Origin of the sequence: Pseudomonas sp. A-R-19 (assembly GCF_019956575.1) — a bacterium.
GTDB lineage: Bacteria > Pseudomonadota > Gammaproteobacteria > Pseudomonadales > Pseudomonadaceae > Aquipseudomonas.
Genome location: NZ_JAHBDR010000061.1, coordinates 1 through 17,837, shown reverse-complemented (window position 1 = coordinate 17,837; position 17,837 = coordinate 1). Strand labels below are relative to the sequence as shown.

The 17,837-nt window shown below is 61.4% G+C and carries 15 protein-coding genes; 3 read left to right on the top strand and 12 right to left on the bottom strand.

Going from position 1 to position 17,837, the window contains the following annotated elements; genetic code table 11:
• The first annotated feature begins 117 nt into the window (after window positions 1–117).
• A complete protein-coding gene (locus KGA88_RS17590; RefSeq protein WP_223593104.1) occupies window positions 118–1,068 on the top strand; it encodes a PDR/VanB family oxidoreductase in 951 nt (316 codons plus the stop codon).
• A gap of 153 nt (window positions 1,069–1,221) precedes the next feature.
• Window positions 1,222–2,142, top strand: a complete 921-nt coding sequence (gene feaR / locus KGA88_RS17585; RefSeq protein WP_223593101.1) for a transcriptional regulator FeaR — start codon at window positions 1,222–1,224, stop codon at window positions 2,140–2,142.
• A 677-nt stretch (window positions 2,143–2,819) separates the two neighbouring features.
• Here the strand turns inward: feaR and KGA88_RS17580 are convergent.
• Entirely contained in the window at window positions 2,820–3,449 is a 630-nt protein-coding gene (locus tag KGA88_RS17580) for a response regulator transcription factor (protein WP_110662334.1), read from the bottom strand.
• Window positions 3,450–3,708: 259 nt separating this feature from the next.
• Between KGA88_RS17580 and hpaC the strand changes: the two genes are divergently transcribed.
• Window positions 3,709–4,221 (top strand): 4-hydroxyphenylacetate 3-monooxygenase, reductase component, encoded by a 513-nt coding sequence (gene hpaC, locus KGA88_RS17575; RefSeq protein ID WP_103395704.1) that lies wholly within the window; start codon window positions 3,709–3,711, stop codon window positions 4,219–4,221.
• Between the two features lie 100 nt (window positions 4,222–4,321).
• Here the strand turns inward: hpaC and KGA88_RS17570 are convergent, their stop codons facing one another.
• From KGA88_RS17570 to KGA88_RS17520, 11 genes are all read right to left on the bottom strand, one after another.
• A complete protein-coding gene (locus KGA88_RS17570) occupies window positions 4,322–4,723 on the bottom strand; it encodes an ExbD/TolR family protein (RefSeq protein WP_110662335.1) in 402 nt (133 codons plus the stop codon).
• Window position 4,724: 1 nt separating this feature from the next.
• On the bottom strand, window positions 4,725–5,447 hold the full coding sequence (locus KGA88_RS17565; protein WP_223593099.1) for a MotA/TolQ/ExbB proton channel family protein: 723 nt from the start codon (window positions 5,445–5,447) through the stop codon (window positions 4,725–4,727).
• 84 nt (window positions 5,448–5,531) lie between these two features.
• Complete coding sequence (locus KGA88_RS17560; protein ID WP_223593090.1) at window positions 5,532–6,344, bottom strand: energy transducer TonB; 813 nt, start codon at window positions 6,342–6,344, stop codon at window positions 5,532–5,534.
• 57 nt (window positions 6,345–6,401) lie between these two features.
• A complete protein-coding gene (locus tag KGA88_RS17555) occupies window positions 6,402–7,196 on the bottom strand; it encodes an ABC transporter ATP-binding protein (protein WP_223593088.1) in 795 nt (264 codons plus the stop codon).
• 11 nt (window positions 7,197–7,207) lie between these two features.
• Window positions 7,208–7,969, bottom strand: a complete 762-nt coding sequence (locus tag KGA88_RS17550) for an ABC transporter permease (RefSeq protein ID WP_223593086.1) — start codon at window positions 7,967–7,969, stop codon at window positions 7,208–7,210.
• A 9-nt stretch (window positions 7,970–7,978) separates the two neighbouring features.
• Window positions 7,979–8,740 (bottom strand): ABC transporter permease, encoded by a 762-nt coding sequence (locus KGA88_RS17545; protein ID WP_223593084.1) that lies wholly within the window; start codon window positions 8,738–8,740, stop codon window positions 7,979–7,981.
• 237 nt (window positions 8,741–8,977) lie between these two features.
• Window positions 8,978–11,440: a TonB-dependent receptor plug domain-containing protein gene (locus KGA88_RS17540; protein ID WP_223593082.1), complete on the bottom strand. Its 2,463-nt coding sequence runs from the start codon at window positions 11,438–11,440 to the stop codon at window positions 8,978–8,980.
• 295 nt (window positions 11,441–11,735) lie between these two features.
• Window positions 11,736–14,006 carry a TonB-dependent receptor gene (locus KGA88_RS17535; protein ID WP_223593080.1) on the bottom strand — a complete coding sequence of 757 codons (2,271 nt, stop codon included), beginning with the start codon at window positions 14,004–14,006 and terminating at the stop codon, window positions 11,736–11,738.
• A 384-nt stretch (window positions 14,007–14,390) separates the two neighbouring features.
• Window positions 14,391–15,449, bottom strand: coding sequence for an ABC transporter substrate-binding protein (locus KGA88_RS17530; RefSeq protein WP_110661677.1), 1,059 nt, complete (start codon window positions 15,447–15,449; stop codon window positions 14,391–14,393).
• A gap of 36 nt (window positions 15,450–15,485) precedes the next feature.
• Window positions 15,486–16,538: an ABC transporter substrate-binding protein gene (locus KGA88_RS17525; protein ID WP_110661679.1), complete on the bottom strand. Its 1,053-nt coding sequence runs from the start codon at window positions 16,536–16,538 to the stop codon at window positions 15,486–15,488.
• Window positions 16,539–16,558: 20 nt separating this feature from the next.
• The gene (locus KGA88_RS17520) at window positions 16,559–17,719 is read right to left on the bottom strand and encodes an LLM class flavin-dependent oxidoreductase (protein ID WP_223593078.1); all 1,161 of its coding nucleotides are present in this window, start codon (window positions 17,717–17,719) and stop codon (window positions 16,559–16,561) included.
• Window positions 17,720–17,837: the final 118 nt, after the last annotated feature.

Sequence of the window (17,837 nt, the reverse complement as noted above, 5' to 3'; positions counted from 1 at the left end):
GATTTTACGACTGCTGCGCAGCCGAACGGGGGCAAGCCCCCTCGCCACAGGGATCAGGGCAGGCTTCAAGATTTTTAATGTCCGAATTAACCGAAATAACCAGTTTTAGGTGATGCAATGATGAAGGTGAAGATCGAAAGGATCGTCGACGAAGCGCTGGATATCCGCTCCTTTCGCCTCGTGCGCAGTGACGGCCAGCCGCTCGACACCTATGAACCGGGTGCCCACGTCGACCTCACCGGGCCGACCGGAGTGACCCGCCAGTATTCGCTGTGCAGTCCGCCGCAGGATCGCCGCGCCTATCTGGTCGCGGTGAAGAAAGAAGCGCAGTCGCGCGGTGGCTCGCTCGCGCTGCACGAGCAGGTGCAAGAGGGCATGGAGCTGGAAATGGGTGCGCCACGCAACCTGTTCCGTCTTGATGAAAGTGCCCGCGAACACGTGCTGTTCGCCGCCGGCATCGGCGTCACGCCACTGCTGAGCATGGCTTATCGACTGGCGGAAAGTGGCGAGCCGTACCGTCTGCATTATTTCGCCCGTTCAGCGCAGTACGCAGCTTTTACCGAGCTATTGGCGACGAATTTCGCCGATCACGTGGAATTCCACTACGGCGTGGAGCCTGCGGATCTGGACGGCGCATTGAGCGAATGCCTGGAACGCGCCGGTAGCGCCGCCCATGTCTACACCTGCGGCCCGGCACCGTTCATGAACAAAGTGGTGGAAGTGGCTTCGCGCAGTCGCGCGGATGATGCCATCCACCTCGAACACTTCGCGGCAGACCCGGCGGCCAACAGCGCCCCTGCAGGCGGTTTTGAAGTGGAACTGGCCAGTTCCGGCGTGGTGCTGCACGTGCCGGCCGACAGCAGCCTGGTCGACGTGCTGCAAGCCCACGGCTGCGACATCGACACCGAGTGCCGCGAAGGCATCTGCGGCACCTGCATCGTCGACGTGCTCGACGGCGTGCCGGAGCACCGCGACAACTGTCTTTCCAACAAGGAAAAGGCGTCCAACAAGCAGATCTGCGCCTGTGTTTCCCGGGCGCTTTCCGCTCGTCTGGTATTGGACATCTAAGACTAAGGAAAGCTGGAAAGCATGCGCCGGAGCCTGTTGAATGGGCGCCCGGCGGCCATCGAGGGAGGCGATGGCTACAGAAATAACCGTGTTACTGAACCGCTCGCTGAAGCGGTCGAAAAATAACAACAAAAAACGTGAGGCTTTGCGGACATGATTACAGCATCGACGGTGCGCAACGAGGCGTTCGAAAGTTGGTTGAGCCAGGTGAACCAGGCCTGTGGGCGTTTCGATGCCCGGGCGCTGGACACTGATTTCTACGGCGAACTGGCGGAGTTTCGCAGCGGTGCGATCAACCTCAGTGTGGTCGACATGGCGCACGTGCATTTATATCGCACCAGCAAGGACGTCAGCACCAGCAGCGACGGCCACTACTACGCAGTGTTCCAGATGCGTGGCAGCTCACAGCTGGAGCAGGGCGACAACCGCGCGCAATTGGGCTGTGGCGACATCGCGCTGATCGACGCCAGCCGTCCGAGCGACATGATCTACAACGACGATTGCCGACAGCTGTCGTTGATTTTGCCGCGCCAGGTAGTCGAGCGCGGCTCGCACTTCAATGCCGTCAACTGCGCCACGCGCATCGCGGCCAGCAGTCCCCTGGCGGCAATGGCCAACAAGCTGGTGCTGGAGACTCGCCAGCAGGACGGGCTGGAGATGCAGGAGAGCGAGGCCGTGCTCGATGCCCTGGCCAGCCTGCTGCTGCCGGGCATCAGTGCCCGGGACGGCGCGGCTGATCCCCATGAACGGCAGTTCCGCAAGATCATCGCGTTCATTGATGCACACCTCAGCGACGAGGAACTGTGCCCCGAGCTGATCGCCCGTGAAGTGGGAATTTCCGTGCGCGGCCTGTACCGGATGTTCTCCAAGCGCGGCCTGGTGGTGGCGCAGTACATCAAGCATCGCCGCCTGGACTTCTGCGCCGAAAACCTGCGCCGCCATGATGTCGAGCAGAAGCTTTCGGCGCTGTGTTATGCCTGGGGCTTTTCCGATTCGAGCTACTTCTCGTCGGCGTTCAAATCGCGTTTTGGTGTTTCGCCGGGGGCTTATCGCAAGCGGTATAGCCAGAACTGACCGCCAACATCCATGTTGAATGTGCCGGCCTCTTCGCGAGCAAGCCCGCTCCCACATTGAATCTCCGGTGAACACAGAGTCTGTGTCCGGCTTGGATCAAACTGTGGGAGCGGGCTTGCTCGCGAAAGCGGTGTGTCAGTCGCCATCAATATTGAATGTAATGGCCTCATCGCTGGCAAGCCAGCTCCTACAGGGATCTTCAGCGAACACAGTATTTGTGCCCGGCCGAGATCAAACTGTGGGAGCGGGCTTGCTCGCGAAAGCGGTGTGTCAGTCGCGATTGATGTTGGATGTAATGGCCTCATCGCTGGCAAGCCAGCTCCTACAGGGATCTGCAGCGAACACAGTATTTGTGTCCGGCCGAGATCAAACTGTGGGAGCGGGCTTGCTCGCGAAAGCGGTGCGTCAGTCGCCATCAATATTGAATGTAATGGCCTCATCGCTGGCAAGCCAGCTCCTACAGGGATCTTCAGTGAACACAGTATTTGTGTCCGGCCGAGATCAAACTGTGGGAGCGGGCTTGCTCGCGAAAGCGGTGTGTCAGTCGCGATTGATGTTGGATGTAATGGCCTCATCGCTGGCAAGCCAGCTCCTACAGGGATCTGCAGCGAACACTGTATTTGTGCCTGGCCGGGATCACCTGCTCGCGAACAGGCCTCATGACCGCCGCAGATTCCTCAGTGCCGCACCGGCTCTTCCACCGGCAAATGCAGCACCTCGCGCACCAGCATGGCGATGCTGGATACGCCCATCTTTTCCTTGATCTTGGTGCGGTGCACGTCAACGGTCTTCACGCTGATGTTCAGCTCCCGGGCGATCACCTTGCTCGCCTTGCCATCGATCACCAGCATCAGCACTTCGCGCTCGCGGCTGGTCAGCAGCGCCAGCTTGCCTTGCAGGTTCTGCCGCTGCTGCTGATCGGCCTGGGCATGCACGGCGGTTTTCAGCGCGGCCTGGATGCGGTCGATCATCTGTTGCGGGTTGTAGGGTTTCTCGACGAAATCCAGCGCGCCGTTCTTCATCGCCGTGACCGACATCGGGATATCGCCATGGGCCGAGACGAAGATGGTCGGCAGGGTACTGCCGCGCTGGTTGAGGATTTCCTGCAACTGGAAGCCGCTGGTCTCGGGCATGCGCACATCGAGCACCAGGCAGGCGGGCTGCTTGGGGTCGTATTGGCTGAGGAATTCTTCGGCGCCGGCAAAACACTGCGCCTGCACGCTGACCGACTCCAGCAACCAGGCCAGGGAAGTGCGCAGGTCCTTGTCGTCGTCAACGATATAAACAATCGGTTTACGGGTTTCCATCGGGGCTGCCACGAAAGTTTTTTAATTATTGTTTTCGCACGCGAACGCGCGGCACGCATCGGCTCGTCTTTGCCGAGCCAGTAAGCAGAATACCCACTGTGGCCGGCCCTTGCGATAAAGAAACCACCTAGTCGACTAGCGGAAACCCAACCTCGTCATGGGGATCGTCAGAATGGTTGCGGCGCAGCCACGGCCTTAGTCTTGTTCCATCACCTACGGACCGCGCAACGGCGGTCCTCCAGAAGGAAGGGGCATCGACATGGCCGACCTGAGCCAGCAGCAAATCGACTTTCGCAACGCCATGGCGCAGCTGCCGGCGGCGGTGAACATCATCACCACCAACGGCCCGGGCGGGCGCTGTGGCATCACCGCCAGCGCCGTGTGCTCGGTGACCGACTCGCCGCCCACGGTGCTGGTGTGCGTCAACCGCAACAGCGCCACCCACGACGTGTTCCGCACCAACGGCCACCTGTGCGTCAACGTGCTGTGTGGCGAGCAGGAAGAACTGGCCCGGCATTTCGCCGGCATGACCCAGGTGCCGATGGCCGAGCGCTTCGCCTGGGACCTGTGGGACGACGGCGCGGCCGATGTGCCGGTGCTGCGCGATGCCCTGGTACAGCTGGAAGGGCGGATCAGCGAGTGCAAGGAAGTGGGCTCGCACTCGGTGATGTTCGTCGAGCTGACGAAGGTCGGCGTGCGCGAACCGCGCGACAGCCTGGTGTATTTCAACCGCCTGTTTCATCGCGTTGAGCATGCCAGCGCGCATTGCTGAGATCCAACCCCCCATACCTGTAGGCGCTGGCTTGCCAGCGATGTGGCCCTGAAGACCGCTATCGCCGGCAAGCCGGGCTCCTACAGTGACCGCGTGCGGTTTACCTCGCGGTGATCACCGACAGTTTGCTGATCCCCGCGCGCTCGATCGACGCCATGGCGCGGGCCACTTCGCCGTAATTCACGCCGTCATCGGCCTGCAATTGCACGCGCACTTCCGGGTCTTTGGCCTTCGCCGCCTTAAGGTTGAACTCCAGCAGATCCGGCTGGATTTCATCCTTGTTGATGAACAGTTTGCCGGCGCCGTCGATGCTCACCACCAATGGGTCTTTCTGCTCCACCGGCGCCACGGCTTCGGTCTTCGGCAAGTTGATCGGTATCGCATTGGTCAGCAGCGGCGCCGTGACGATGAACACCACCAACAGCACCAGCATCACGTCCACCAGGGGCGTGACGTTGATCTCGCTGAGTACTTCATCGCTGTCTTGTGTAGAGAAGGCCATATCAGGACGCCTCCTTGATTTTCTGCCCGGAGGTGCTGGCGGCGGATTTACCCGCGACAGGGCTCAGCAGCACACGGAACGCATGTTTCTGCGCCAGGCTGTAGAAGTCGTGCGCAAAGTCATCCAGGTCTGCTGCCGTCAACTTCAGGCGACGCAGGAAATAGTTGTAGACCAGCACCGCCGGCACGGCGACAGCAATACCGACGCCGGTGGCGACCAGTGCGGCGCCGATGGGGCCCGCTACGGTTTCCAGGCTCGCCGAGCCCGCCGCACTGATCCCTTTCAACGCGGACATGATCCCCCAGACGGTACCGAACAGGCCGATGAAGGGCGAGGTGCTGCCGATACTGGCGAGGATTGCCAGCCCGGTTTCCAGCGAGCGCCGTTCACGCACGATCTGCTGGCGCAAGGCACGCTCAAGGCGGTCCTGATGATTGATCGACTGGCTGAGGTCAGCGTTCTGACTGTCACTGATCTGGATCGCATTGTAACCGGCAAGCGCAACGCGGGCTGCAGCGCCAGGCAGGTTGTTGGCGAAATCGGCGGCCGATTCAAGGCTCGAAGCGGCCCAGAACTGCCGATGGAATTTTCGGTCCTGCGTCTTTAGCCGGGTGAACTGCAAGCCCTTGAGCAAGGCCAGGCCCCAGGTCGCGACGGAGAAGACAATCAGCAGCCAGATGACGGCGTGTTCGATGGATTCGAAGGGGGAGGTGAGTAGACTCATGGTCGGGTGCTCCAACAAGGCATTAGATCAGTTGTAGCGATGCGCCTTTTGCCAGGTAGCCCGCAGGGTTTCGATAGGTTTGAGTTACTTGATTTTGAAGTCGATGGGCACGCTGACCCAGCCGTCCAGCGCGGTGTCGCCTTGCTTGGCCGGGACGAAGCTCCAGCGTTTCACGGCGGCCAGTGCGGCGTCGTCCAGCGATTCGCGGCCACTGCTTTTTTGAATCTGGATTTCACCGGGCTTGCCGCTGGCCAACACATGGACGCGCAACAACACCGTGCCTTGCCAGCCCCGGCGCATGGCCTGGGACGGGTATTCCGGCGCCGGGTTGTGCAAGTACCCGGCCGTTGCCGAAGCCGGGGTCACGGGCTGAGGGGCAGGCGGTGCCGCAGGTGCGGGCGCCGCGGCCACCGGTTGCGGCGTCACGGCGGGGGCAGGTTGCGCTGTCACGGGTTTGGCCACCGGTTTAGGCACGGGCTTGAGCACAGGCTTGGGCTTGGGTATCGGCTTGGGCGGTGGCGGTTTCACGGCCAATTCATCTTCCACCGGTGGAGGTGGCTCCACCACGGGTTGGGCAATCGGCTCGGGCGGAGGTGGTTCGACAACGGGTGGCGCCGGCCGGGAGAACTCGATGGTCATCGGCGGGATTTCCGGGGGGACTACGGGCAGTTGCGGCGTGGGTGCCTGGTTGACCCAGACAATCACCGCGCCATGCAGGACCAGCGCCAACACCCCCAGCAAGACCACCTCGCGACGACTCAACAGCCGTTGCGGTGTGCGGTGCAGGCGAGACAGTGCCAGGGGTTCGCGAAATACCCGGCCAAGGTTGAGCAGCTCACCGAGGCCCGGGCCCTGGAACACTTGCGGCAGACTGGCGGGGCTTTGGACATTGCCCATTTGTTTACTCCTGTGAATCCTGTGGTTTTTCCACGCTTCGACGGACCGGTCCGGGCTTCAATGCCCCACCAGCTCCTCCAGCAGTTGTTCCTTGTAGCCTTGCAGCACGGTTGAAGCCCGATCCCGGGGATGGGGCAAGTCGACCTTGATTTCGTGCTTGATCCGTCCCGGATGGGCGTCCATGACGATCACCCGGTCACCCAGGTACAGGGCTTCTTCGATATCGTGGGTCACCATGATCACGGTGCAGCGTTGTTGCACCCAGATGCGCTGCAGTTCGTGTTGAAGTCGTACCCGGGTCAACGCGTCGAGCGCGCCGAGGGGTTCGTCGAGCAACAGCACTTTCGGTTTGTTGATCAGCGCCCGGGCAATGGCGGCTCGTTGCGCCATGCCACCGGACAACTGGTGCGGGTAGGCATTCTCGAAGCCCTCAAGGTTGACCAGGGCAATGTGTTCGGCCACCAATCGGTCTTTTTCCGTCTGGGACAGTGGATGGTTTTTCAAGGCCAGGGCAATGTTCTGGCTCAGGGTCATCCACGGAAACAAACGGTGATCCTGAAACACGATCCCGCGCTCCAGGCTGGTGGCCACGATCCGTTTGCCATCGAGCAGGATGTCACCTTCATAGTCGGCCTCCAGCCCGACGATCAGCCGCAGCAGCGTGGATTTTCCGCAGCCGCTGGCACCCACGATGCTGACGAACTCGCCGGGGCGAACGTCGAGGTTGATGTTGCGCAGCACTGGCAGAGGCTGGCCTTCGATCCGATAGGCCTTGCTCAGGCCGCGGATTTGCAGGGCGCCGGACTGTAGCGGGGTGCTGTGGGGCAGGATATGTTGGGCGATTGCGTTCATGGAGTGGCCTTTCAACGAATGTTGCGCCAGCGCAGCAAATGGCGGCTCAGAAGGGTGAATAGCAGGGTCATCAGGTAACCGCACAGACCGATGCACAACACGCTGAGGACGATGACTTCCATGCGTGAGCCGGCTTCGGCGTTCATCATCAGGTTGCCCAGGCCGGCTCCCGAAGACAGGAACAACTCGCTGCCCACTGCCGTGACCCAGGCAAACGCGAGCGCATGCAGCACACCGGTGGCGATGCTCGGCAGCGCCGCGGGCAACAGCACATGACGAAACCGTTGCCAGCGGGTCAGTACCAGCACCTGGCCGACTTCGCGATAGCGCTGCTCGACATGGCTGAAGCCCTGGTAAGTGTTGAGCACCATGGGGTAGAAAGCCGCGAGGCTGACGATCAGCACCTTGGAGAACTCGCCGTTGCCGAACCACATGGCGATCAGCGGAATCCAGCCGAGCATGGGGACCTGGCGGATCGAATGAAACAGCGGCCCGATCAGCCGGTTGGCGAGTCCCGACAGCGCCATCAACACGCCCAACAGGACACCGAAGAAAATACCCAGCGCCAGCCCGGTGCTGGTACGCGCCAGACTGGCCAACAGGTTCACCAGCAGCTCGCCATTGGCCAGCAACTCAAGCAAGGCGGCGCCGATGGTCGACAGCGGCACAAAGGCGTAAGCCCCCGCCGCGTCCTGGCGTGACAGGTATTCCCAGCCGCCGATCAACAACAGCGGCAGCAACAGGCCACGGGATTTGGCAATCAGTCCAGACATCGAAGGCTCCTAGCGGGTCTGCCAGCGGAACAGCCGCTGTTCCAGTTGGCGAAAGCTGAAATCCAGGGTGAAACCGATCAAACCGGTCACGACAATCCCGACCATCACCACATCGATGCGCAACATTTGCCGGCTCATTTCGATCATCTGTCCCAGGCCACTGTCGGCGGCGAGCAACTCGGTGGCCACCAGCACCACCCAGGCGCGGGTCAGGCTGATACGAAAACCGGTGATGATGGGCGGCGCGGCAGCGGGCAGGGCGATCTCCCGGACCAGTGTCGGCCAGCGCAGGCGGTAGACGTCAGCCACCTCGAAGTAGCTGCGCGGAATGGCCTTGACGCCTTCGCTGGCGGCCAGCGCGACCGGGAAGAACGCGGTTTTGGCAACGATGATGATCTTGAAGGTTTCATCGATGCCGAACAGCAGCACGAACATCGGGATCAAGGCGATGCTGGGAATCTGGCGCAAGGTGTGGAACAGCGGCGAGCAGTAGATCTCGACGTTTTTCGACAAGGCCATGAGCACGCCGAACGCCAGCCCGCACAGTGAACCAATGCCGAACCCCAGCCCCAGGCGCGACAGGCTGTTAAGCAGGTGTTCGAGCAGCTCACCACTGGCCGACAGCGCTTCGAAAGTCCGCCACACCTGAGCGGGAGGGACCAGCAGGTTGCGCGGGAAAATCCCGGCCTCGGCGACCACCGCCCACAGCAACAACAGGGCAACAGGAGAGATGAGCCAGCTTAGGGTTGAGAACAGACGTTGAGTACGCATGGCGGTTCTTATTTCGGCGAAGTACCGAAGGGGTATCGCAAGAGCTGTGCCAGCAAACACCGATCACGCCAAACAACCCTGTAGGAGCCGGCCTGCTGGCGATGGCGGCGGTGCAGGCGACACAAATCGTGCTGACCGCATCGCTGGCAAGCCAGCTCCTACAGGGCTCGTTGTCGCGGCAATTGATGCCTGATCAGCACCCGTTGCTGCCAGGGCAACACCCCGGCAGCAGTCCACTCAGAAGTCGTAACTGACGCTGGTGTAGTAGAACGCGCCCTGGGCGCCTTCGGGGCTGGTGATCGAGTACTTCGGCACGCCGTACAACTGCGCTCCGTCAGCCTTGTCCGGATGGGTGTCGAACAGGTTGATCGCTCCCACCGACACCTTCAGCGCCTTGTCGAAGGTGTATGACAGATCCAGGTCCGTCACCCATTGCGAGCTGTAGGTCTGGTCCAGGGTCGGGTTGGTCGAGTTAAGACTTTTCCATTCGCCATAGCGGCGCTGGGCCACGGTGACGCCCCAACCCTCATACAACCAATTGGCACTGAGGATCAGCTTGGACTCGGGCGTGCCATCCTCGATCAGGCCTTGGGTGGTGCGGCCGACAATCTGCGAGCCCTTGATGTTGCCGACGTCACGCAGGGCGGTGATTCTGGTGTTGTTCTGGCTCACGCCGGCATTGAGGTTCAGGCGTCCCCATTGCTGCAGGTCCAGCTGATAGTTGCCGGCCAGCTCGACACCGTCGGTGCGGGTGTCGGCCACGTTGGTGTAGAAGGCCGCACTCTGGATGTTCGCGTAAGGGGTACCGGCGAAAATCGGCGAGACCACCGACGCGGGCAACTGGTCGGAGAGGGTGATGCGGTTGTCGATATCAATGCGGTAGGCGTCCAGCGTCACCGATGCATTGGCCAATGGACGCCAGACCAGGCCCAGGGAATAGCTGGTGGATTCTTCCGGTTTGAGCGATGCCCCTCCGAGCAGCGCTGCCTCTGGACTGTCTGCGCGCAACGTACGCTGCTGCACTTCGACAAAGTTGCCGCTGCCGGGCGGTTGCTCCACCACTTGCACGCTGAACGAGGACAGGCCGCTCTGCACCAGGGATGGCGCGCGATAACCGGTACTGGCGGTGGCTCGGGCGGCGATCTGCGGGGTGAAGTCGTAGCGCAGGGAGAGCTTGCCGTTGGTGGTGTCGCCGAAGTCCGAGTAGTGCTCGCTGCGGAGGGCGACACCGGCCTGGAATTTCTCGGTGACCTGGCCTTCGATGTCGACATAGGCGCCCGCTACGTTACGGTCCAGTGAGGCTGCATCGACCTGGGTGATGCCCGAGTAGTAGCCCGGGATACGCCGTCGGGTAAGCGGGTCGACCGTGTTGAACAGCGGGCCGTTTTGCCAGCCTGCGGGCTCGCCTGCGCTGAGCTCGTAGTTTTCACGGCGCCAGGCCAAGCCGGCGGACAGTGTCAGGGGCTTGAACAACAGGTCGGTCGGGAAGTCCCGCACCCAATCGAGGGTGACGTTGGTCTGGTCGGCGTCGCGTTCGCCGGTAAAGATTTTTTCCGGGCTGTTGACACCCCAACTGGGGTTGATTGCGTTGCGGTCGGTGGACTTCAGCGTGTTGTCGCCGTGGTTGACGGCGAAGTCGAACTTGCCCAGTTGTTCATTTTCGTAGCGCAGCCCGCCGGTCAACGCATAGTCCTCCAGCGAGTAACGGGTGATCGGTACACGGCCGTCCGGGAAGCGTTGCAATGCGGTGCTGCTGTAGTTGTTGCGCAACGTCGTGGGCGGGTCGAAGAAGCCTTCGGCGTCGGTGTTCTTGTGCGAGTAGGTGGCAAAGCCGTAGGCCGTCAAACCGTCGCCAATGCCCATTTCACTGTTGGCGGCGAAGTTGTACTGGTCCGACACGTTGCCCGAGCCCCAGCGCCAGGTGCGGTAGCGGTTGTTCTGCTCACGGGGCGTGTTGATGCTGGTGGAGCCCGGGTAAAAAATCCGGTTGTCCGGGTTGGTGTCGCTGGCCGGGTCCTGGCTGCCGGCATCGAAGCTCAGGGTCAGGAAGCCGTCATTGGGCAGGGCAATGCCTTTCCAGCCGCTGAGTTTGCGCTGGATGCCATCGCCTTTGTCGTAGCCGCCGAAGCGATAACCGAGGTTGCCTCCGTCGTCGTTCTCCTTGAGCACGATGTTGATGACCCCGGCGATGGCGTCGGAGCCGTACTGGGCCGCCGCGCCGTCGCGCAGGATTTCCACGCGCTGGATCGAGCTCAGGGGTATCAGGCTCAGGTCGACTGCTGCCGCGCCACGTCCGTTGACCAGGCTTTGGCGAGTGACGTTGGCGCTGGTGTGGCGGCGCTTGCCATTGACCAGCACCAGCACCTGATCGGATGCCAGGCCACGCAATGACGCGCCTTGGGCGATGGAGCCGGCAAAAGCGCCCTGGGGCGACTGCGGATAGGTGAACGACGGTGACAGCGCGGTGAGGGCGCCGGACAGGTCGCTGGCACCGGTCTGTTCCAACTGTTCGCTGGACAGCACGTCAATGGGAGCGGCGCTTTCGAGCGCAGTGATATCGCTGCGCCGGGTACCGAGTACCACCACTGTGTCGAGGTGATCGCTGCTGGCGGAGGGGTGGGTTTCGGCAGCCACGACAGGCACGGCAAGGCTGCCAATGACCAGCGCGATAGCGCCGGCCAACGGAGTGTGATGGAACATGGATAAATTCCTTCCAGACGAATGAAAACCCCTGTAGGAGCTGGCTTGCCAGCGATGGCGGCCTCAAGTGCGATGCAAGGCTTGCGGGCCTCATCGCCGGCAAGTCGGCTCCTACAGTGAATGTGTGGATGCCGGAGGTCCGGAAATCGATGGGGTTATGTGTGGATGCCGGAGAACCGGAAATCGATGGTTTTTTTGTAGGAGCCGGCTTGCCGGCGATGGCGGCCTTCAATGCGATGCAAGGCTTGCGGGCCTCATCGCCGGCAAGCCGGCTCCTACAGGGGGAGGTTTCAGGTCAGAAGCGGCTGGTCACGCTCAGGCCGACGGTACGCGGGTCGCCGTAGGTGATCACGTATTGGCCCAGTGTCCCGTTCGGACGACCATGGACCTGATAGCGACGGTCGGTGACGTTGTTCACAAACCCGGTCACGCTGAGTTTTTCATCCGGGCTGTACCAGGTCAGGCGAGTATTGGCCAGGGTGTAATGCGGTTGGCTGAGGGTCTTGTCAGCACTGCTCTGGCGATCGGCGAGGAAGTATTCCTTGTCGCGGAAGCTCACATCGCCGCCAGCCACCAGCTTGCCACCGACTTCCAGCGGGAACGTGTAGTCGCCACCGAGCGCCACCACGTTGCGCGGTGAACGCACGAAACTGTTGCCGCTGTAATCACCCGTGACCACCCCGGTGTTGGGGTTGGTGTTCTTGAAGTCGGTGTATTCGGTGTCGAGGAACGATACTGCGGCACGCAGGTGCAGGTAGTCAGTCGGCTGGGCTTCGAGTTCCAGTTCGGCGCCCTTGACCGTACCCTTGGCGCCGTTGGTCAGCGCCGTGGTCAGCACGCCGTTGTTGACCGTCAGCAGGTTCACCTGAATATCCGAATAGTCGTAGTAGAAGATGTTGGCGTTGGCCGTCAGGCGATGGTCGAACCACTCGGATTTGAGGCCGAGTTCGTAGGCGTCGAGTTGTTCCGGGTCGACCGTGGTCAGCTGCGACAGGCTGGTGGACAGGCCGGTATTGAAACCGCCGGAACGGAAGCCATGGGCGTAACGGAAGAACACCCGCACGTTATCGTTGATCCGGTATTCCGGCGTCAGGTCATAGGTCCAGGCTTCCCAGGTCTTGTCTTCCTGACGATTGCCGTTGGTGCCGACGCCAGGCAGCGGCACCAGCGGGCCGTTGGCCGTGAAGCGGGTCAGTTGCGTCAGGTCGAGGTCGATGTCTTTCTTTTCCTGGGTCCAGCGCAGGCCGCCAGTCACGCTGAAATCTTCGGTGAAGTCGTAGGTCAGGTTGCCGAACAGCGCGTAGCTGTCGGTCTTGTGGTCATAGCTCAGATCACGGAAGTCGGTGACGCCGCCGATCTGGTTTGAGCCGGTACCGTTAGGCGTCGGGCCGGGTGTGACAATGCGCTGGGCAGAGCTGTCGAGGTCTTCGTGGAAGTAATGCGCGCCCAGCAGCCAGCGCAGGGTTTCCTGCTGTGGCGATGCCAGGCGCAGCTCCTGGGTGTATTGAGCGTATTTGTTGTCGGAAATCGCTGCGCCGTTGACTTCATAAGGCGTGTAGTCGGCGTCGCTGGTCGCCTGGTTGCGAATGTAGTCATAGGCGCTGATGGAGGTCAGGGTGTAGTCACCCAGGTGCCAGTTCAGGGTCAGCGAAGTGCCGTCGTGATTGAGCTTGGAGTCTTCATTGACGTTGATTGCGATATCGCGTCCATTGGGTCTTACGTAGCCAACGTTGTAATAACGCCCGACCGCGAGCGAACCGTTGCTGCCGTCGCCTTTGAATTCGCGGCTGTGGACCTTGAGCAGTGCCTCGAGATCGTCATTTATCTGAGCAAGAAACTGCAGGCGGACGGCTTTCTTGTTGACGTCGCCATAGGTGTTGTCATCGACCAGGTTTTCCTGGAAACCGTCACGCTCCTCGGAGTACAGCGAGACCCGTGCCGCGAGTTTTTCATCCACCAGCGCTCCCCCCAGAGCGCCGCTGACGATGCGTTCGTTCTTGGTGCCAAACCCGATCGTGCCGAAGCCGTCAGTGTCGAAGGTTGGTTTTTTCGAGATGACGTTCACCGCGCCCGCGGTGGTGTTCTTGCCGTACAGGGTACCTTGCGGCCCGCGCAGGATTTCGATGCGCTCCAGGTCGAACAGAGGCCCGCCGCCGGCAACCGGTGCGTTGAGGTAGACGTCATCGGCGTAGATCCCCACCGGGAAAACGGTGGCTGCGCCGGTATCACCGGTACCGAGACCACGGATGTACCAACGTGGGCGACCATCGCCGTCCGGGTTTTTCGCCGACGTGTTGGGAACGAATGTGGTGATGTCGCCCATGTTGCGCACGCCGTCGGCCACCAGGCTGGTGCCCTGGATCGCGGACACCGCCACCGGAATCTCTTGCAGGGTTTCCTCCCGGTGTTGCGCGGTGACGGTCACGGTTTTCAGCGAAGGCTCCGCAGCCGATTTGCTGCTGTCGGTTTCTGTGGTTTCTGCTGCCAGCAAACCCTCGCTGACGCCACCCCCGGCGAGTAACAAGGTTAGCCAGATACTTTTGGTGATTGGATTAAGTTTATGCATTTGAGTCTCCCCCAGGAAAGTTTCACTAGTGGGGGTTGAGCAGAGATCGTGCCAAGTGCTTTTTTTGCGTGGTTAGTTTTATCAAGATGTTGAAAATAAAGGATTTATAGTGCGATAAAGTTGTGCGTTCAGCCGATTTTTTATGAGTTTGTTAGTTGATTCAAGTCGGCCGGGAAGTGCCTGTCAGGCATTCAGCAGAAGTTGCTTGGCGGGTGTTGCTGGAGCAGCAGGAGTTGAGTGAGGGAGTGTTGCCTGGCCAACAATCCGTTGGCCTTGCGGACTCCATCGCCAGCAAGCCGGCTCCTACAGGTTTTGTGTTGAAGCGGAATAAACATTGTAGGAGCCGGCTTGCTGGCGATGACGTCCTGACAGGCGCTGAAAAACTCAAACCGCCAATCGTGACGTAGAGCCGATAACCTTCTCCAGCACGCTGAAATCGATCCAGTCGCGCACATCGAAACGCCGTGGAATGAAGTCCCAGCGATGCAGGAAATCGGTGAAATCCTGCAGCGCTTCAATGGATCGTGCATCCAGTGTCGTGCGCAGGCGCCGATGGGCGTCTTCACCGTACGCGGCGGCGACCCAGTACTCGCTGGTGTTCAGTTCCCGGGCCAGAAAACGCCGGGTTTCGTCTGGATTGGCCCAGGCCCATTGCTCGGTGCGCAGCACGGTATCAACGATGTTCACGCTGGCGTCGAAATGCTCATGCAGCAGGTGAGTGTCCACGGTCAGGGTCCGTGGCGTGCCGTTGTTCGAGCGAATCAGCGGGTCGGGGTGAGAGCCGGTATCGACGACCACCTGCAAACCGAATTCGTTGGCCAGGTGCACGGCGTGCGCGCCCTTGAGAAAAATCGCATCGATGTCGCCGCGCAACAAGCCGATCAGTTCGTTGTTGCGGCGGCTGACGCGCGTGACGTCGAGGCTGACTTCCGAGCCGTAGACATGCTGTTTCTGATCGTCGCTGTAGGTGCCGCCATAGGGGTAGTCCACCAACTCGACATCAGACACGTCCAGGCCTTCGAGCTTGAGGGCATTTTCCAGGCCGCGCAGGGCCTGGGCGCGAGTGAAGTCGATCTGCACGTTGGCCCATTTCGGCAGTCCGAAGCGGCGGTTTTTCAAGTCGCGAATGCTCTTCACACCGGATTCCGCGGTGGTCAGGATCAGTTGCACCTCGTCGCTCCAGGACAGCCCCAGCACGCGGGTCTGTACGCCGCTGGCATAGGCCCAGATGGCCGGGATATTGCCGCCGTGACGCACCGAGTTTTTCAGGTGATGGTCGTAATGGGCTTCGCGAACTTCCCGCTCACTGGACTCGCGCAGGGATTGGATATTCGTGCCGAACGGCGCAAAGGCTTGCGCCAGTCGACCGGATTGCACGGCGATGCCTAGCCCCGTGGGAACAGGGCTATGGGTATACCAAAGCGTATCGAGTGGTTTGCTCATAAAGTCCTTCAGTGCCGATCCATGAAACCTGGCGGGTTAGCCTGCCAGTGCGGTAGGGGTTTGCAGCAACGCGTCCAGCGGACGAGGATCGATCCAGTCGCGCACGTCGAAGCTTTTCGGGATGAAGCGCCAGCGATGCAGGAAGTGTGTGAAGTCCTGCAGGGCGTCGATGGCCTGCTCATCCAGTTCGGTGCGCAAGCGCAGATGGGCATCGTTGCCATAGGCGGCGCTGACCCAGTACTCGCTGCTGTTGGTTTCCCGGGCCAGGTAGCGGCGGGTGTCTTCCGGATGGGTGTGGGCCCAATGTTCGGCGCGTCGAACGGAATCGAGAATGCCGGTGGCGACATCGAAATGGTTATCCAGCAGGTTCAGGTCCACGGCCAGTGTGCGCGGGGTGCCATTGTTGCTGCGAATCAGGGGCTCGGGGTGCGAGCCGGTGTCGATGACGGTGTGCAGGCCGAACTCATGGGCCTGCCGGGCGGCGCTGGCGCCTTTGAGGAAGATTGCATCGACCTCGCCGCGCAGCAGACCCACCAGTTCCAGGTTGCGCCCCTCGACTCGCTGCGCACTGACCGGCGTGCCGTTTACGGTGCTGACCTGCGGGTCGCTGAACGTACCTTCATAGCGAAAATTCACCAGCTGCACATCGCCAACTTGCAGGCCTTCCAGGCTCAGGGCGTTTTCCAGCCCGCGCAGGGCCTGGGCGCGGGTAAAGTCGATTTGCGCGCCGGCCCAGTCGGGCAAGCCGAAACGACGGCCCTTGAGGTCCTTGACGGTTTTGATGCCGCTGTCGGGAAGGGTCAGGATCAGTTGCACTTCATCGGCCCAGGACAGGCCAATCACCCGTGTCTCCCGGCCCTGGGCCCTGGCCCAGATGGCCGGGATGTTGCCGCCGTGGCGCACCGAGTTGCGCAGGGTGTGATCGAAGTGCGATTCACGCACGGCCTTGTCGGTGGATTCGCGCAGCGACTGCACTTGCGTGCCCAACGCGCCGACGGTGTCTTGCAGCCAGCCTTTTTGCACGGCAATGCCCAGCCCGGTGGGTACCGGGCAGCGGGTGTACCAGAGAGTGTCCAGAGCTTGAGTCATCAATGATTCTCCCGCAGCGCTCAGGCGCTGGCCTTCAAATGAGTTGCCGGTTGTACGGCAGGACGTTGGTGCACCAGTGGCAGTACCTCCTGGCCGATACGCAGGGCTTCTTCCAGGTGAGGATTGCCCGCCAGGATGAAGGTCGAGAAACCGGCATCGCGGTACTCCACCAGGCGTTCGGCGATGTTCTGGTGGCTGCCCACCAGGCCCACGGTTGGCCCCGGCTTGGCTTTGGCGAAGCCGGCCCACAGGTTTGGGCCGATGATCAGGTCGTCGAAGCGGTCGATGTTCTGGTGGTAGGCGGTTTGCCGTGCGCCACCTACCGAATCGGAGCCGCTGGTGAAGCCCTTGGCGACCACGCTGCTCTTGCCTTCAAGTTTGTCGAACTGGCGACGCAAATCTTTCCACGCCAGCTCTTCGGTTTCCCGGGCGAACAGGTCGACACGCAGACCAAAGCGCACGCTACGACCCTGCTTGTCCGCCAGTTCGCGTACCCGATCGATACGCGGCTTGAGCTTGTCGATGGGCTCGGCCCAGTTCAGGTAGACGTCGGCGTGTTTGGCGGCTACATCAAGGGCGGCGTCAGAGAACCCGGAAAAGTACACGCCGGGTTTGCGCTCGTTCTGCAGGCCGTGGGGCAGGGCACCGTTCTCCAGTTGGTAGATATCGCCTTCGTAGGAGAAGCGTTCGTTCTGCCAAAGGCCCTGGATGATGTCGAGGAATTCACCCGTGCGTTTGTAGCGCAGATCATGTTCGAGGAAATCGCCGTTGGCGCGCTGACTGGCCGGGTTGCCACCGGTGATGATGTTCCACTCCAGGCGACCGCGGCTGAGGTTCTGCAGGATGGCCGCTTGTTGTGCGGCATAGGCCGGCAAGGTCCAGGTGGCCTGGAACGCGATCAGGAATTTGATGCGACGGGTTTCACGGGCCAGGGCCGCTGCGGCAATCCATGGCTCCGGGCCGGTGGGCAACAAGGCGCCTTCGAAACCTGCCAGTTCTGCGGCCTTCGCGACCTGGGCAATGTAGTCGATGTAGGTGAAGTCGTCCGGTTCGCCATTGGGCAGTCGTCCCGGGGCGATGTTGCCCGGGCGATAGTGCGGATTGCCGCGGTTGTGTTTGTCGGTGGTCAGTTGCGGGCCGTCGGTGCCCAGTGGCAGGCGCCAGAAAAACTCAGTGCTCATGGGTTGCTCCTGATTCAAGTACGCGGTACGTCGCGCAGGTGCGAGGCTGTCTTGTCAGGGGGGTTGCAACGGACATGCCATGGTCGGCCCGCCGGGTTTGGGCCAGCGGGGCCGGGGG

What these genes read in the sequence shown, in the direction of transcription:
- KGA88_RS17570 (WP_110662335.1), bottom strand. Translation starts at nt 4,723, where the DNA reads ATGGCCTTCTCTACACAAGACAGCGATGAAGTACTCAGCGAGATCAAC.
- KGA88_RS17580 (WP_110662334.1), bottom strand. Translation starts at nt 3,449, where the DNA reads ATGGAAACCCGTAAACCGATTGTTTATATCGTTGACGACGACAAGGAC.
- feaR (WP_223593101.1), top strand. Translation starts at nt 1,222, where the DNA reads ATGATTACAGCATCGACGGTGCGCAACGAGGCGTTCGAAAGTTGGTTG.
- KGA88_RS17545 (WP_223593084.1), bottom strand. Translation starts at nt 8,740, where the DNA reads ATGCGTACTCAACGTCTGTTCTCAACCCTAAGCTGGCTCATCTCTCCT.
- KGA88_RS17565 (WP_223593099.1), bottom strand. Translation starts at nt 5,447, where the DNA reads ATGAGTCTACTCACCTCCCCCTTCGAATCCATCGAACACGCCGTCATC.
- KGA88_RS17560 (WP_223593090.1), bottom strand. Translation starts at nt 6,344, where the DNA reads ATGGGCAATGTCCAAAGCCCCGCCAGTCTGCCGCAAGTGTTCCAGGGC.
- hpaC (WP_103395704.1), top strand. Translation starts at nt 3,709, where the DNA reads ATGGCCGACCTGAGCCAGCAGCAAATCGACTTTCGCAACGCCATGGCG.
- KGA88_RS17520 (WP_223593078.1), bottom strand. Translation starts at nt 17,719, where the DNA reads ATGAGCACTGAGTTTTTCTGGCGCCTGCCACTGGGCACCGACGGCCCG.
- KGA88_RS17590 (WP_223593104.1), top strand. Translation starts at nt 118, where the DNA reads ATGATGAAGGTGAAGATCGAAAGGATCGTCGACGAAGCGCTGGATATC.
- KGA88_RS17530 (WP_110661677.1), bottom strand. Translation starts at nt 15,449, where the DNA reads ATGAGCAAACCACTCGATACGCTTTGGTATACCCATAGCCCTGTTCCC.
- KGA88_RS17540 (WP_223593082.1), bottom strand. Translation starts at nt 11,440, where the DNA reads ATGTTCCATCACACTCCGTTGGCCGGCGCTATCGCGCTGGTCATTGGC.
- KGA88_RS17550 (WP_223593086.1), bottom strand. Translation starts at nt 7,969, where the DNA reads ATGTCTGGACTGATTGCCAAATCCCGTGGCCTGTTGCTGCCGCTGTTG.
- KGA88_RS17525 (WP_110661679.1), bottom strand. Translation starts at nt 16,538, where the DNA reads ATGACTCAAGCTCTGGACACTCTCTGGTACACCCGCTGCCCGGTACCC.
- KGA88_RS17535 (WP_223593080.1), bottom strand. Translation starts at nt 14,006, where the DNA reads ATGCATAAACTTAATCCAATCACCAAAAGTATCTGGCTAACCTTGTTA.
- KGA88_RS17555 (WP_223593088.1), bottom strand. Translation starts at nt 7,196, where the DNA reads ATGAACGCAATCGCCCAACATATCCTGCCCCACAGCACCCCGCTACAG.